The sequence below is a fragment of the Paraburkholderia bryophila genome (assembly GCF_013409255.1).
Classification (GTDB): domain Bacteria; phylum Pseudomonadota; class Gammaproteobacteria; order Burkholderiales; family Burkholderiaceae; genus Paraburkholderia.
The window spans coordinates 885,182-900,105 of record NZ_JACCAS010000002.1 but is presented as its reverse complement, the minus strand read 5'-3'; the positions used below and the strand labels follow the sequence as shown (position 1 = coordinate 900,105).

Annotated in this window: 11 protein-coding genes; 10 read left to right on the top strand and 1 reads right to left on the bottom strand. The window is 64.8% G+C overall.

Annotation, left to right across the window (positions count from 1 at the left end):
* Positions 1–158: 158 nt before the first annotated feature.
* Positions 159–608 carry a DUF2844 domain-containing protein gene (locus tag GGD40_RS25335; protein ID WP_179747045.1) on the top strand — a complete coding sequence of 150 codons (450 nt, stop codon included), beginning with the start codon at positions 159–161 and terminating at the stop codon, positions 606–608.
* An 11-nt stretch (positions 609–619) separates the two neighbouring features.
* Positions 620–1,924, top strand: a complete 1,305-nt coding sequence (locus GGD40_RS25330; protein WP_179745492.1) for a DUF3443 domain-containing protein — start codon at positions 620–622, stop codon at positions 1,922–1,924.
* 8 nt (positions 1,925–1,932) lie between these two features.
* Here GGD40_RS25330 and GGD40_RS25325 read toward each other — a convergent pair whose 3' ends face one another.
* Positions 1,933–3,189 (bottom strand): zinc-binding metallopeptidase family protein, encoded by a 1,257-nt coding sequence (locus GGD40_RS25325; protein WP_179745491.1) that lies wholly within the window; start codon positions 3,187–3,189, stop codon positions 1,933–1,935.
* A gap of 333 nt (positions 3,190–3,522) precedes the next feature.
* Here GGD40_RS25325 and GGD40_RS25320 point away from each other — a divergent pair, with 333 nt between their 5' ends.
* The 8 genes from GGD40_RS25320 (at position 3,523) to hutG (ending at position 14,861) form a co-directional block, all read left to right on the top strand.
* Positions 3,523–6,996 (top strand): transglutaminase family protein, encoded by a 3,474-nt coding sequence (locus GGD40_RS25320; RefSeq protein WP_179745490.1) that lies wholly within the window; start codon positions 3,523–3,525, stop codon positions 6,994–6,996.
* 31 nt (positions 6,997–7,027) lie between these two features.
* Complete coding sequence (locus GGD40_RS25315) at positions 7,028–9,721, top strand: circularly permuted type 2 ATP-grasp protein (protein WP_179745489.1); 2,694 nt, start codon at positions 7,028–7,030, stop codon at positions 9,719–9,721.
* The gene (locus GGD40_RS25310) at positions 9,718–10,608 is read left to right on the top strand and encodes a transglutaminase family protein (RefSeq protein ID WP_179745488.1); all 891 of its coding nucleotides are present in this window, start codon (positions 9,718–9,720) and stop codon (positions 10,606–10,608) included. The genes GGD40_RS25315 and GGD40_RS25310 overlap by 4 nt, the downstream gene beginning before the upstream one ends.
* Positions 10,609–10,839: 231 nt before the next feature.
* Positions 10,840–11,589 (top strand): IclR family transcriptional regulator, encoded by a 750-nt coding sequence (locus tag GGD40_RS25305; protein WP_035563721.1) that lies wholly within the window; start codon positions 10,840–10,842, stop codon positions 11,587–11,589.
* An 83-nt stretch (positions 11,590–11,672) separates the two neighbouring features.
* The gene (locus GGD40_RS25300; RefSeq protein ID WP_179745487.1) at positions 11,673–12,428 is read left to right on the top strand and encodes a transporter substrate-binding domain-containing protein; all 756 of its coding nucleotides are present in this window, start codon (positions 11,673–11,675) and stop codon (positions 12,426–12,428) included.
* Between the two features lie 17 nt (positions 12,429–12,445).
* Positions 12,446–13,114 (top strand): amino acid ABC transporter permease, encoded by a 669-nt coding sequence (locus tag GGD40_RS25295; protein ID WP_179745486.1) that lies wholly within the window; start codon positions 12,446–12,448, stop codon positions 13,112–13,114.
* Positions 13,111–13,896, top strand: a complete 786-nt coding sequence (locus GGD40_RS25290) for an amino acid ABC transporter ATP-binding protein (RefSeq protein WP_218901298.1) — start codon at positions 13,111–13,113, stop codon at positions 13,894–13,896. Before GGD40_RS25295 ends, GGD40_RS25290 begins: the two co-directional genes overlap by 4 nt.
* Positions 13,893–14,861 (top strand): formimidoylglutamase, encoded by a 969-nt coding sequence (gene hutG, locus GGD40_RS25285; RefSeq protein WP_179745485.1) that lies wholly within the window; start codon positions 13,893–13,895, stop codon positions 14,859–14,861. The genes GGD40_RS25290 and hutG overlap by 4 nt, the downstream gene beginning before the upstream one ends.
* Positions 14,862–14,924 lie beyond the last annotated feature (63 nt).

The following is a 14,924-nucleotide window of genomic DNA, read 5'->3' as shown; positions in this document are numbered from 1 at the left end:
TCGCGCCGCCATTCCGTTGACGCATTCACGCAAGCCAACCGGTGTGAATGCAGAACCGGCACCGCCGATCAGGAGTGCGCCCCTGGACTCCCGTTCCTGACTGACCCGGCCAAGGTCGTCATGAGCGTTTCACCTCGAAGGACATTCTCTTGAAACCGATGCTCTCTACCCGCATTGCTCGCGCAATGCTCGGGGCAAGCTGCGCGCTGTCGTTCGCGGCACACGCCACGCTAGGCCAGAACGTCAGCACGATCGACATCGATCAGGTGCGTCTGCATGCCGTCGCTCACACGGCCACTACGCAAAGCGCGTATTCGGTACACCTGATCACGATGCCGTCCGGCACCCAGGTGCGTGAATACGTGGCGTCCAACGGCGTTGTGTTCGGCGTCGCGTGGCAAGGTCCCACGCTGCCGGATCTGAAGTCGATGCTCGGCGCTTCGTTCGACACCTACGTCGCCGCGACCTCAACGCGTCGCGGCACGCCGCTGGCGGTGTCCAGCAGCGATCTGGTGGTCTACTCCGGCGGCCATCTGCGCGCGTTCGCCGGCCATGCCTATTTGCCGCAAGCGGTGCCCGCGGGCGTCGACGTCGGCGTCATTCAATAACGGAGCGAATCATGCGTCATCTGTCTTCGTTCTTTGCTTCACGTTTTTCTTCACATTCGTCGTCGCATTCCTCGACGGCGATCACCCTGTTGGGCGCGGCATTGCTCGCGCTGCTCGTCGCCGCGTGCGGCGGCGGTGGTGGCGGTGGCGGCGGTTCCAGCGCCTCGACCGGTTCGAGCAGTTCGACCACGGCGTTATCGGCGCCTCCGTCGCCGGCGGTGGCCGCGAACGCGGTGCGCGTGACGGTCGACTCCGGCGTGAGCAGCGTGCCGAACATGCCGTTCGTCAGCCTCACGATCTGCACGCCCGGCACCAGTCAATGCCAGACCATCGATCACGTGCTGGTCGACACCGGCTCGTGGGGCGTGCGCATCTTCGCGTCGCAATTGCCGGCTTCGGTGCCGCTGCCGCAGCAACAGGACAGCTCGGCTCACCAGGTCGCCGAATGCATGCAGTTCTTCGACGGCTACACGTGGGGCTCGGTGCGACTCGCCGATCTGCAGATCGCCGGCGAGAAGGCCGCGTCGCTGCCGATCCAGGTGATCGATCCGAACTACGCGTCGCTGCCGGCCGCTTGCGCGAACTTCGGCTCGTCGCGCAATACGCCGGCCACGCTGCAGGCCAACGGGATTCTCGGCATCGGCGTGTTCAAGCACGACTGCGGCGCGAACTGCGTGCAGCAGGCCGTGGACGGTACGTACTACGGGTGCAGCGGCGCATCGTGCACGTCGATTCCGCTGGCCGAGCAGTATCAGGTGGCCAACCCGATTCCGTACTTCGCCACCGACAACAACGGCTCGATGCTGAGCTTGCCGACGGTTTCCGGCGGCGCGGCATCGGTGACGGGGCAACTGGTGTTCGGCATCGGCACGCAGACCAACAATACGTTGGGCGGCGCGCAGGTGATCGGCGTCAGTCCGTCGAACGGCACGTTCACGACGGTGCAGGGCGGCAACACGTATTCGCAAAGTATTCTGGACAGCGGCTCGACCGGCCTGTTCTTCGCGAGCAGCGCGATGCCGGTGTGCGCGAGCCCGAACAGTTCGTATTACTGTCCGGCGTCGACGGAACAACTGAGCGCGATGATCGAAGGCGTGAACGGCGTGACGAGTTCGGTGAACTTCAGCGTCGCCAATGCGACGGCGATCGCGCAGACCTATAGCGGCAGTTTGGCGCTGCCGCTGCTGGCGGGTCCGGCGTTCGTCACGTCGACGATTTTCGATTGGGGTCTGCCGTTCTTCTACGGCCGCAATGTGTACGCGGCGGTCGAGCAACAGGCGACGCCCGGCGGTACGGGGCCTTACGTCGCGTATTGAGAATTGAGTTACCGGGGCTTGGCGGGTTGATTCGTCGGCGCGGGGGTGGTGGCAGCACTCGCAGGCTGTGATGGCGGCACGGGCTGCGGTGCTGCGGGTACGGGCGCAGGCGCAAGCTCGGGCGCGATCGCAGGCGCTATCGCCGCTGCAGCGCCAACCGCCCCTTGCCCCTGACCCGCCGCCGCCGCTTCCCTCGGCCGCGACTTATCGCCCGCCTCCGCGATCACGCGATGCACGAAGCGCAGCTTATCCACCACCGGCGCCGCGAGCGTGAACGGATAACCGTCCGCCATCCCCAGACTGCGGTTCAGGCTGTTCAGCGCGTAGGTGAGCGGAAACCAGCGCTTCATCAGATTCTCGAAACTTGCGTCCTCCACCGGCGTGCGGTCGGTCAGCGTCGGCTCGCTCGGATCGTCGGGCAGCAGTGCGACGCCGTATGACGTCGACGTATCCAGCACGTCGACGATCAGCATGTAATGCGCCCACGTCTCCGCCCAGTCTTCCCACGGATGCATCGTCGCGTACGCGCTGATATGCGACGCCTGCCAGTCGGCCGGCGCGCCGTCGCGATAGTAGGCCGTCAGCGCTTCGCCATAGTCGACGCTCTCGTCGCCGAACAGCTTGCGGAACGGTTCGAGCCAGCGCGGATTGTCCTGCACCAGCTGGCTGAAATAGTAATGACCGGTCTCATGGCGGAAGTGCCCGAGCAGGGTCCGGTACGGCTCGCCCATCGCGCTGCGCACTTTCTCGCGATACGCGTCGTCCGCTTCGGCGATGTTCAGCGTAATCAGCCCATTATCGTGGCCGGTCATGACCTGCTCGCCGTCGCCGCCGTCTTCGAGGAACTCGAACGCGAGGCCATGCTCCGGGTCCATCTGCCGCGACTTCACATCCAGACCGAGCGCCGCCAGCGTGTACAGCAGGCGCCGCTTGGCCATTTCCAGCCGGTACCAGTAGAGCCGGTTATCCGGCGCGCTCAGGTTCGGAATGGTCAGCGTCAACTGACACGCGCGGCACAGCGTGTCGGGCGAGTCGGCGGGGATCATCCAGTTGCAGACGTTTTCGAGCGCGTAGTTGTGGCACTGGCGGAACAGCGCGCCTTGCAGGTCCGAATGCAGACTGCGCCAGCGTCCTTCGCCGGCGTCTTCGAAGGCGCTGATTTCCGCGACTTCGGGCACATAGCCGAGCAACGACTCGCACCGTTCGCAACGCACGTTTTCATAAAAGACGAGATGCGAGCAGTGATTACAGTGGAACGTTTTCATCGATGGAGCCTGAGAAGTGGATAGCGGTCACGAGCGGGTCACGAGTGACGACTTGCCGCAATGTTTATGCCGCAATTGCCAGACGTCACTGGTTTAACGCACATTACGTGCATGATCGTGCATCGGCGTTGCGCCGCTTTGGTGCGCGGCGTTGCAGAAGGCGGTAGAAAGGCGCGCTATTCGAGCGACCGGACGCTCGACAGACGCGGCACACTTCGCAGCAGGCGGTGTTCCGGGGGGTACGGGCTATTTACGCGGATTTTCGCGCTTGTTCCATAAACGGCATGAAGCTTGCTTTTTGGCGGGCTGCCATCCTTCGTCCAGGAGTCCGGAGTGTCCATACGCGTCGCGTTGCATCATGTCACACATTACCGCTACGACAGGCTGGTTGCGCTGTCGCCCCAGGTCGTGCGTCTCAGGCCTGCGCCGCATTGCCGTACCCCGATCCTCGCGTATTCCATGCGGATCGAGCCGGCCGACCACTTCATCAACTGGCAGCAGGACGCGTTCGCCAACTATCAGGCGCGACTCGTCTTTCCGGAGAAGACCCGCGAGTTCAAGGTGACCGTGGATCTGATCGCCGAAATGGCCGTCTACAACCCGTTCGACTTCTTTCTCGAACCGTCGGCCGAGCAATTCCCGTTCGACTACGACCCCGGCCTCGCGCTGGAACTCGCGCCCTATCGCGTCAAACGGCCGATGACGCCGCGCTTCGCCGAGTTCGTCGCGAGTATCGACCGCACGCCGGCCGTTACCGCCGACTTCCTCGTCGCGCTGAATCAACGGCTGCAACACGAGATTCGCTACCTGATCCGGATGGAGCCCGGCGTGCAGACGCCCGAAGAGACGCTCACGAGCGCTGCCGGTTCGTGCCGCGATTCGGGCTGGCTGCTGGTCGAGACCTTGCGGCAACTGGGGCTGGCGGCGCGCTTCGTGTCCGGCTATCTGCTGCAACTCGCGCCGGACATCAAGTCGATCGACGGCCCGAGCGGCGCCGAGGTCGACTTCACCGACCTGCATGCGTGGTGCGAGGTGTACCTGCCCGGCGCGGGTTGGATCGGCCTCGACCCGACGTCTGGCCTGCTGGCCGGCGAAGGACACATTCCGGTCGCCTGCACGCCGGAACCGGGCAGCGCCGCGCCGATCTCGGGCGCGGTCGACGAGTCCGAGGTCGAGTTCGAGCACACCATGTCGATCGAGCGGGTGCTGGAAACGCCGCGCGTCACCAAGCCGTACAGCGAAGCGGTCTGGGCCGACGTGCTGACCATGGGCGCCGAGGTCGACCGTCAACTCGATGAGATGGACGTGCGCCTGACCATGGGCGGCGAGCCGACTTTCGTGTCGGTGCGCGACCGCGACGCCGACGAATGGAACACCGACGCGCTCGGACCCACCAAACGCGGCTACGCCGTCGCGCTGATGGAGAAGCTGCGCGCGCGTTACGGCGCGAACGGCTTCCTGCATATCGGCCAGGGCAAGTGGTATCCGGGCGAACAACTGCCGCGCTGGGCCATGTCGCTTTACTGGCGCGCCGACGGCGAGCCGTGCTGGCAGGATCCGTCGCTGTTCGGCGACGAACGCGAGCCCGGCAACTACACCGCCGCCGACGCGCAACGCTTCCTCGCGCATCTCGCGACCCGGCTCGACCTCGACACGGATTGCATCCAGCCCGGTTTCGAAGACGTCTGGTACTACCTGTGGCGCGAACGCCGTCTGCCGGTCAACGTCGATCCGCTCGATGCGCGCCTCGACGACGAACTCGAGCGCGTGCGCCTGCGCCGCGTGTTCGACGCGGGCCTGGGCGGCGCGACCGGCTTCGTATTGCCGCTCGGCCGCGAACGCGACGTGCCGCACGAAGCGCCGAAGTGGGTCAGCGGCCGCTGGTTCTTCCGCGACGAGCGCATGTTCCTGATTCCCGGCGATTCGCCGATGGGCTACCGCCTGCCGCTCGACGCCTTGCCGTGGGTGTCGAAGACCGACTACCCGTACCAGCACGCGCACGATCCGTTCGCGCCGCCCGTGCCGTTGCGCTCGGCCGCGCAGTTGCGGCTGCAATACGACGGCGAGCAGCGCACCCTGAGTCCGGCGGAAGCGCGGCGGGCGGCGGCGTTGTCGTCGTCGGCAGCGGATTTGCTGAGCGGCATGCCAGGCAGCGGCGTGCTGGCGTTCGCGCCGCAGACCGGTGGCGAACAGCCGCCGGCGCGCGGGGTGTCGTCGAAAGAGACGTTGCGCACGGCGATTTGCGTCGAAGCGCGTGACCCGAAACGGGCCGCGGGTCCGAAAGCCGAGACCGACGCGTTCGGCAGCGGCCGCACCTTGCTGCATGTGTTCATGCCGCCGCTCACCGAGCTCGACGATTACCTCGACCTGCTGGCCGCGATCGAAGCGACCGCCGCCGAGCTGCAAATGAAGGTCGTGCTCGAAGGCTATCCGCCGCCGCGCGACGCGCGTTTGAAGGTGCTGCAGGTCACGCCGGACCCCGGCGTGATCGAGGTGAACATTCATCCGGCGTCGAACTGGGATCAACTGGTCGACCACACCGAGTATCTGTATCAGTCCGCCGCGGAGAGCTATCTCAGCAGCGAGAAGTTCATGACCGACGGCCGCCACACCGGCACCGGCGGCGGCAACCACTTCGTGCTCGGCGGCGCCACGCCCGCCGACAGTCCGTTCCTGCGGCGTCCCGACCTGCTCGCGAGTCTGATTGCGTACTGGCACAACCATCCGTCGCTGTCGTATCTGTTTTCCGGGCTGTTCATCGGACCGACCAGCCAGGCGCCGCGGGTCGACGAAGCCCGCAACGATCAGGTCTATGAGCTCGAAGTCGCGTTCCGCGAATTGCAGCGGCAGATCGACCTGCTCGGCGGTCGCGAAAGCGCCAATCTGCCGGCGTGGATGATCGACCGTTCGCTGCGCAATATCCTGATCGACGTGACCGGCAATACGCACCGCGCCGAGTTCTGCATCGACAAGCTGTATTCGCCGGACGGCCCGACCGGCCGCCTCGGCCTGCTCGAATTGCGCGGTTTTGAAATGCCGCCGCACGCGCGCATGAGTCTGGTGCAGCAGTTGTTGCTGCGCGCGCTGGTGGCGCGTTTCTGGCACACGCCGTACACGCAGCGGCTCACACGCTGGGGCACCGAACTGCACGATCGTTTCCTGCTCGGCACCTTCGCGAAGATGGATTTCGACGACGTGATCGGCGAACTGAACCAGGCGGGCTTCGCGTTCGACAGCAGCTGGTTCGCGCCGCACTTCGAATTTCGCTTCCCGCTGGTCGGCGCGACCACGGTGAACGGCGTCTCGCTGACACTCCGTAACGCGCTCGAACCCTGGCACGTGATGGGCGAGGAGGGCTCGCCGGGCGGCACGGTGCGCTACGTGGATTCGTCGGTGGAGCGGCTCGAAGTGCGCGCGCTGGGGCTGAACGACAACCGTCATGTGCTGACCGTGAACGGCGTGCCGGTGCCGTTGCAGCCGACCGGCCGCGTCAGCGAGTATGTGGCCGGCGTGCGCTTTCGCGCGTGGTCGCAGCCGTCGGCGCTGCATCCCACCATCGGCGTGGATGCGCCGCTGACTTTCGATCTGGTCGACACATGGACCGGCCGTTCGGTGGGCGGTTGCCAGTATCATGTGGCCCATCCGGGCGGGCGCAGCTACGAGACCTTCCCGGTCAATGCTTACGAGGCGGAAAGCCGGCGGCGCGCGCGCTATTTAGCGTCGGGCCATACGCCGGGGCCGCTCACGGTCGATATGCCGCAGCGCAGCCTGGAGTTTCCGTTCACGCTGGACCTGCGCTACTGGTAACCACGCAACACACTCTTAAAACGATACGACCTTGGCCTTTCAATCGACTTTTCCCTTCGAAACGTCCGCGGCGCGCGCGGACGCTTCGTCCTTGTTGCGCCTGCTGCCGGCTTACGAGGGACATTGGGACGAGTTACGCGACGCCTCGGGCGCCCTGCGCGAACCGTGGCGGCTGTTCTTCGAGCGGCTCGGCGAAGACGGCATTGGGCGGCTGGACGATCATCGCGCGTCGATTGCGCAGCAGATCCGCGACAACGACATCAGCTACAACGTCTACGCGGATAACGGCGAGTCCCGGCCCTGGGCGCTCGACCTGCTGCCGTTCCTGATCAGCGAAGAAGAGTGGACGCATATCGAGCAGGGCGTGACGCAGCGCGCGCATCTGCTCAATGCGATCGTCGCGGATATTTATGGGCCGCAGACCTTGCTCGAGCGTGGGCAGCTGCCGCCCGCGCTGGTGTTCGGGCATCCGGGCTATCTGCGTTCGGTGAAGGGCTATACGCCGCCTGGCGGCCAATATCTGCAGGTGGTCGCGGTCGATCTGGCGCGCACGCCCGGCGGCGATTGGACCGTGATGGCGCATCGCACCGAGGCGCCGTCCGGCCTTGGCTATGCGCTCGAAAACCGGCTGATCGTGTCGACGCTGTTCGCCGACCCGTTCCGCACGATGCGGGTGAGCCGCCTCGCGCCGACCTATTCGCAACTCATCGCGACCCTCGTGCAGGCCGCGCAGGCGACCATGCTGCACGACAGCGAAGGCGCCGAAACCTCGGCGCATATCGCGTTGCTCACGCCGGGACCGTTCAGCGAAACCTATTTCGAGCACGTGTTTCTGGCGCGCTATCTGGGCGTCACGCTGGTCGAGGGGAAAGACCTGACCGTGCGCGACGACAAGCTGTATCTGAAAACCCTCGGCGGTCTCGAACGGGTGCACGTGGTGCTGCGCCGTCTCGACGACGCGTTCTGCGATCCGGTCGAACTGCGCGCCGATTCGAGCATCGGTGTGCCGGGTCTGTTGCAGGTGATGCGCGCGGGCAATGTGATCGTCTCGAACGTGCCGGGCTCGGGCTTTGTCGAGTCGCCGGCGCTGCACGGTTTTCTGCCGGGTATCGCCGAAGTTTTGCTCGACGAAGACCTGCTGCTGCCGAGCGTGCCGACCTGGTGGTGCGGCGAGAAGGCGGCGCGCGAGCACGCCTTCTCGCGGCTCGACGAGGCGTTTATCGTGCCGACGTGGCCGGTCGGCGCGCGCGATGCGCCGCCGGGCATCGAGCAGGGCAGGCAGAAACTGTCCTCGTGGCGCGCGCGCATCGAAGCGATGCCCGACACTTACACGATCCAGCAGGCGCAGCGGTTTTCCAGCACGCCGCGTTACGAGGACGGCACGATTGGCCGCCGTCCTTCGGTGCTGCGCGTCTATGCGATCGCCGACGTCAACGGCGGCTGGCATGTAATGCCGGGCGGCTTCACGCGCATGGCCGCCGAACGCCAGACGACCGTGTCGATGCAGTACGGCGGCAGTAGCGTCGATACCTGGGTGCTGTCGAGCCAGCCGACCTCGACGTTCACGCTGCTGCCTTCGCCGATGCAACCCGCCGATCTCGCGCGCAAGCATCGCACCGTGTCGAGCCGTGCGGCGGAGAATCTGTTCTGGGCCGGACGCTATGGCGAGCGGGTTGAAAACAACGTGCGGCTGTTGCGGCTGATTCTCGGCTCGCTGGAAGGCAACGACGCCGACGCGATGTTTCCGACCCTGGTCGAACTCGCGCTGCACTGTGGGCTCGTTCAGGCCGGCGACATGGCTTCGCCGCATTCGCCGCAGGCGTTCGAACGCGCGCTGGTCGCGAATCTGAGCGAGAGCACCGGAGTGGCGAGCGTCGGCCAGAATCTGGCTCGCCAGGCGCGCTCGAATGGCGAAGTGCGGGGGCGGCTGTCGAACGATCACTGGCGCACGATTCTCGCCGCGCGCAATGACTTCCGCGATGCGTTGCAGACGTTGATGCCGGGGCCGGCGCAGGCGCAGACCTCGATGCAGTCGCAGTCGCAGAGCGCGGGTGAATCGCAAACCCAGAGCAACGGCAGTCGCAACGGCGGCGCGATGAGCGCGAACGGCCGCGCCGATCGCCTCGATCGCTACGACCGCGTCACGTTGATGACCGCGCTCGAACGTCTGTCGGTACAGTTGTCGGCCATCAGCGGCGCACAAGGCGACCGCATGACGCGCGACGAAGCCTGGCGTTTGCTGTTCGTCGGCCGCCATATCGAGCGCGTTTCGGCGATGACCTCGTTCCTGCGCGTGGTCGCCGATAACGGCCAGCTCGCCACGCCCGCCGGCTTCGATCTGCTGCTGCAACTGTTCGACAGCACGCTGACGTATCGCTCGCTGTATCCCGGCCGTTTCGAAGTGCCGGCCTTGCTCGATCTGCTGGTCAGCGAGCCGACCAATCCGCGCGGCATCTACGGCGTCTACGCGCGTCTGCGTAAAAAGCTCGATGAGATCGCCGTCGCGGCGGGCAGCGTGCGGCATCGTCCATTCGCGGAATTGATGCCGCCCGCCGTGTCGTTGCCGTCGCTCGAAGCGCTGTGCGCCGTCGACGAAAACGGCGTGCATAGCGACCTCATTGCGGTGTGCGATCAGATCGGCGGCTTTGTCGGCGCCGCGGCCCATGAAATCAGCGCGCGTTACTTCAGTCACGCGAGCACCGTCGCCTCGCAGGTGTGGTCATGAAGAACGCACCGACCGTGCTGTCCGTCTCGCATCGCACCACGTACCACTATTCCACGTACGTGGAGACCGCCCAGCATCTCGCGACGATCCGGCCGATCGCGTGCGCGTGGCAGCGCGTGGTGTCGCACAGCGAAAAGATCGAACCGGAACCGTCGTATCTGAATAGCCGTCTCGACGCGTTCGGCAACGACGTGCTGTATTTCGCGCTCGACGCGCCGCACGAACGCCTGCAACTCGTCAGCGAAACCACGGTGGCGCTGACGCCGCGCTGGACCGATCTCGACCCGGACACCACGCCCGCCTGGGACGAGGTGGCGAATAGGCTGCGGTTTCGCGTCGGCGGCCAGTTCCGGCCTGAGGTGGAGTTCTGTTTCGCGTCGCCGAATATCGTGCCGCGGCCGTCGCTGCGAGCGTACGCATTGCCGAGCTTTCCGCCCGGCATGCCGATCGCCGAGGGCGCGATCGACCTGATGCATCGCATTCACGAAGACTTCGATTACAAGCCCTCGGCGACGATGTTCGATACGCCGGCCGAACGCGCGTTCGAATTGAAGAGCGGCGTGTGTCAGGACTTCGCGCAGGTGATGATCGGCTGTTTGCGTTCGCTCGGTTTGCCGGCGCGTTACGTGAGCGGCTATCTGCGCAACGACCCGCCGCCCGGGCAGCCGCGTTTGATCGGCGCGGATGCGTCGCATGCGTGGGTGTCGGTGCATTGCCCCGGCAGCGGCTGGATCGACCTCGATCCGACCAACGACGTGCTGGCCGATATGGATCACGTGACGCTCGCCATTGGCCGCGATTACAGCGACGTGTCGTTGCTGCGCGGGATGATTCTCGGCGGCGGCGCGCATCGCGTGGAAGTGGGTGTGACGGTGCTCGCGCTGTAGTGTGCCGCTGTAGTGCTTTCGCTTAAGCGCTTCCCGTTTTACCACTGCATTTAAGCCGTTTTCTGTCAGACGAATCGTCTCCACGTGCCGCGCATTTCGCCGCGGCACGCTCAATTTCGCCCACTCGGGGAAATCCCTTGCCCCTCATTCCCATTCAATGGGAATCCCATTTTTGAAATCCGAGAACGTTCTGGCATTCTGGTTCCGTGATTGATTGCGGGTGGTGTCGACGTGAACGCGGAACAGAATGTGACAGGTGCAGAACGGGTTTTGCTGGTGCTGGCGGCGCTCGCCAGTCATGGCAAAGCCATGTCGGTCAAAGATTTGCTGGCCGTAACCGGCCTCGCGCAAAGCACTTTGTACCGGCAGATCGCGCTGCTCAAGCGCTGGGGTTTCGTCGCGGAAAACGCGGGGCATTACGCGCCCGGTCCGATCAGCCTGCAACTCGCGCTCGGCTTCGACGTGAATTCGCTGCTCGTGGAAGCGAGCCGTAGCGAGATGCAGCAACTGGCGCGCGCGTCGCAGGAAAGCATTGGGCTGGTGGTTGCCGTCAAACATCAGGTGATGTGCCTCGAAATGGTCGACAGTCAGCATTCGCTGCGCTGCTCGTTCGAAAAAGGCCGCGCCGTGCCGCTCAAAGCGGGCGCGTCGGCGAAATCGCTGCTGGCCTTCATGGCCGACAAAGCGCGCAACGAAATACTCGATAGCGCGTTCGACAACGACCCCGCCGGCCGTGCCGCGATCGAAGCCGAACTCGAACAGATTCGCGCCCAGGGCTACGCGGTCAGCGACAGCGAAGTCGATCCCGGCGTGTGGGGCGTGAGCGCCCCGATCTTTCATCGCAGCGGACGCGGCGTGGGTAGCAGCGCGTCGATCACCTTGATGGCGCCGTCCACGCGCGCTACGGGTCGCGAAAGCCAATTCATCGACGGGACGCTACGTACGGCCCGCGCCATTTCCGAGCACATGCAAACCGATTGATCGCTTCATGCCGTTCGCGGCTGCATCTCGATCCGGATTCCGAACGAACTGAAGAACTTGATGGACCACAAGGAGCCTACCCCATGAAACTGCAACGACTGCTGTCCCTCGCCTGTGTCACGGTTGCCGTGACTTTTGCGGGCTTCTCCGGCGCCGCGTCGGCCCAATCGGCGGACGTGCTGAACGTTGCCACCGACGCCACCTTCCCGCCGATGGAATTCACCGAGAACGGTGCGCGCACCGGCTTCGACGTCGACGTCATGAACGCACTCGCCAAGGCCATGGGCAAGCGCGTGCAATGGACCGACATCGACTTTAAAGGGCTGATTCCCGGCCTGATCGCGCACCGCTTCGACGCGGCGATTTCCGGCATCTATATCACCGACGAACGCGCGAAAGTGGTCGACTTCACCGATTCGTACTACGCGGGCGGCCTCGTCGCGCTGGTGAAAAACGATTCGCCGGTTAAATCCGTGGCCGATCTGAACGGTAAGAAAGTGTCGGTCCAGGTGGGCACGAAGTCGGTGAACTTCCTGCGCGACAACTACCCGCAGATCAATCGCGTCGAAGTCGAAAAGAATCAGGAAATGTTCGACCTCGTGGGCATTGGCCGCGCCGACGCCGCCGTGACCGGCAAGCCGGCCGCGTATCAGTTCGCGAAGACGCGCGGCGGTTTCCGCGTGCTCGACAAGCAACTGACCACGGAAGCCTACGGCATTGCCGTGCGCAAGGACGAGCCGGAGCTGAAGACCGCGTTCAACACCGCGCTGGCGAAGATCAAGGCCGACGGCACCTATGCGGCGATCGTCAAGAAGTGGTTCGGCGCGAGCGCGCAATAAACGGCTGAGTAAATAAAATGGCACTCGATTTTTCGCCGGTGATTGCCGGCTGGCCAGACATCATGCATGGCGCGCTGGTCACGGTGGAAGTCACCGCCGCCGCGCTCGCGCTGAGCTGCGTGCTGGGTCTGTTGATCGGTATCGGCCGGCTCACGCCGCAGCGGCGCGTCGTGTACGGGTTTTGCACCGCGTATCTGACGTTCTTTCGCGGCACGCCGTTGCTCGTGCAACTGTTCCTGCTGTTCTTCGGCTTGCCGCAGTTCGGCATTCTGCTGCCGGCGTTTGTTTGCGGCATGCTCGGGCTCGGGTTGTATTCGGCGGCCTATGTGTCGGAGATCGTGCGCGGCGCGATTCAGTCGGTGGATCGCGGGCAGATGGAAGCCGCGCGCTCGATCGGCATGTCGTCGGGACAGGCCATGCGCGCGATCATTTTGCCGCAGGCTATCGTGCGGATGATTCCGCCGCTCGGCAACGAGTTCATCGCGCTGATCAAGAACTCGGCGCTGGTGTCGCTGTTGACGATCGACGATCTGATGCATGAAGGCCAGAAGATCATCAGCGTGTCGTACCGCTCGCTCGAGGTGTATCTGGCGATCGCGCTGGTTTATCTGGTGTTGACGCAGGCGACCAACTACGCGCTGCATCGCGTCGAGCGCCGTCTGCGCGCAGGAGGGATGGTGCAATGAATACCGTGAATACCGTGGCTCAGGAGACGGGTCCTATCGTCAGCATTCGTGGGCTGACCAAATCGTTCGGCTCGCATACGGTGCTCAACGGCATCGACTTCGATATTCAGCCGCAGCAGGTTGTCGTGGTGATCGGGCCGAGCGGTTCGGGCAAGAGCACCTTCTTGCGCTGCTGCAACGGCCTCGAACAGGCTGAAGGCGGCACGATCGATATCTGTGGGCATCGGCTGGTCGAGCAGGGCGCAATGCTCAAGGAGCGCTCGCTGAACGCGCTGCGCACTGAAGTCGGCATGGTGTTTCAGTCGTTCAATCTGTTTCCGCATCTGTCGGTGCTGCACAACATCACCGTGGGGCCGCGCATGTTGCGCGGCGCGAGCAAGGCCGAGGCCGAAGCGGCCGCCATGGCTTTGCTGGAGAAAGTCGGGCTCGCGCACAAGGCGAACGTGATGCCGGCGAGTCTGTCGGGCGGTCAGAAGCAACGGGTGGCGATTGCGCGTGCGCTGGCCATGCAGCCGCGTGTGATGCTGTTTGACGAGCCGACTTCGGCGCTCGATCCGGAGCTGGTCGGCGAAGTGCTGCAAGTGATGAAACTGCTCGCGAGCGAAGGCATGACGATGGTGGTCGTCACACATGAAATGGGTTTCGCCAAGGAAGTGGCCGACGTGGTGGTCGTGATGGACGGCGGCGTGATCGTCGAAGCGGGACCGCCCGCGGAGATTTTCTCGGCGCCTTCGCAGCCGCGTACGCGGGCTTTCCTGCAGGCGGTGTTGTCGCGCGCATGAGAGTTCCATTCGACGACAAGGTGTGGGCCGGCCGTTCCGACGACGGCGAGCCCGGCGACACGCGGCGCGTTTTCAACCAGGTGGTGCCGTTCGGCGACGCTCGGCAGGTTGATCGCGAGATGCCGGTGATCGTCGGCTTCGGTTCCGACGAAGGCGTGCACCGCAATCAAGGCCGCACGGGCGCGGCACACGCGCCGAAGGAATTGCGGCGCGCGCTGGCGGGTTTGCCGGCGAAGGTGGCGCTGGCATCGCTCGCCGATGCGGGTGACGTGGTGTGCGATGACGGCGACCTGGAAGGCGCGCAGCTTGAATTGGCGCAGGTGGTTAGCGATGTGCTGGCGCGTGGTGGCCGGCCGCTGGTGTTCGGCGGTGGACATGAAGTCGCGTGGGGTACGTATAGCGGATTGCGCTTGCATCAGGAGCGCGAGGCGGTCGAAGGCGCTACCTCTCATGCGTCGCGCAAGCTGCTGATCGTCAACTTCGACGCGCATTTCGATCTGCGCCAGAAGCGTCCGGCGAATTCCGGCACGCCGTTCGACCAGATCGCCGACGACTGCGCCGAACGTGGCGTTCCGTTTAACTACGCCTGCTTTGGCATAAGCGATCTGGGCAATACCGCGTCGCTGTTCGCGCATGCGGAGCAACTCGGCGTGCGCTACGTGCTCGACGTCGACATGCAGGACGTGCATCTGCCGCAGCGCCTGCAGGATCTTCAAACCTTGCTCGATGCTGCGGACGACGTCTATCTGACCATCGACCTCGACGTGCTGCCGGCGGGCACCGCGCCCGGCGTGTCGGCGCCTGCCGCGCTGGGTGTGCCGTTGTCGGTGGTCGAAGCGATGGTGCAGCGCGTGCGGGCGTCCGGAAAACTGCGCGCGGCGGATATCGCGGAGTACAACCCGTCGCTCGATCAGGACAAGCGGACGGCGAGGGTTGCCGCGCGATTGGCGTATCGCTTGCTCTAGTTGTGCTGGGGCGCGGCGCACAAAACAGAACGGCTCGCTGGAGTAATCCAGCGAGCCGTTTTT

Bases quoted from the DNA above. Each gene is read 5' to 3' on its own strand.
- GGD40_RS25335 (WP_179747045.1), top strand. From the start codon at position 159: ATGCTCTCTACCCGCATTGCTCGCGCAATGCTCGGGGCAAGCTGCGCG.
- GGD40_RS25330 (WP_179745492.1), top strand. From the start codon at position 620: ATGCGTCATCTGTCTTCGTTCTTTGCTTCACGTTTTTCTTCACATTCG.
- GGD40_RS25325 (WP_179745491.1), bottom strand. From the start codon at position 3,189: ATGAAAACGTTCCACTGTAATCACTGCTCGCATCTCGTCTTTTATGAA.
- GGD40_RS25310 (WP_179745488.1), top strand. From the start codon at position 9,718: ATGAAGAACGCACCGACCGTGCTGTCCGTCTCGCATCGCACCACGTAC.
- GGD40_RS25300 (WP_179745487.1), top strand. From the start codon at position 11,673: ATGAAACTGCAACGACTGCTGTCCCTCGCCTGTGTCACGGTTGCCGTG.
- GGD40_RS25295 (WP_179745486.1), top strand. From the start codon at position 12,446: ATGGCACTCGATTTTTCGCCGGTGATTGCCGGCTGGCCAGACATCATG.
- GGD40_RS25290 (WP_218901298.1), top strand. From the start codon at position 13,111: ATGAATACCGTGAATACCGTGGCTCAGGAGACGGGTCCTATCGTCAGC.
- hutG (WP_179745485.1), top strand. From the start codon at position 13,893: ATGAGAGTTCCATTCGACGACAAGGTGTGGGCCGGCCGTTCCGACGAC.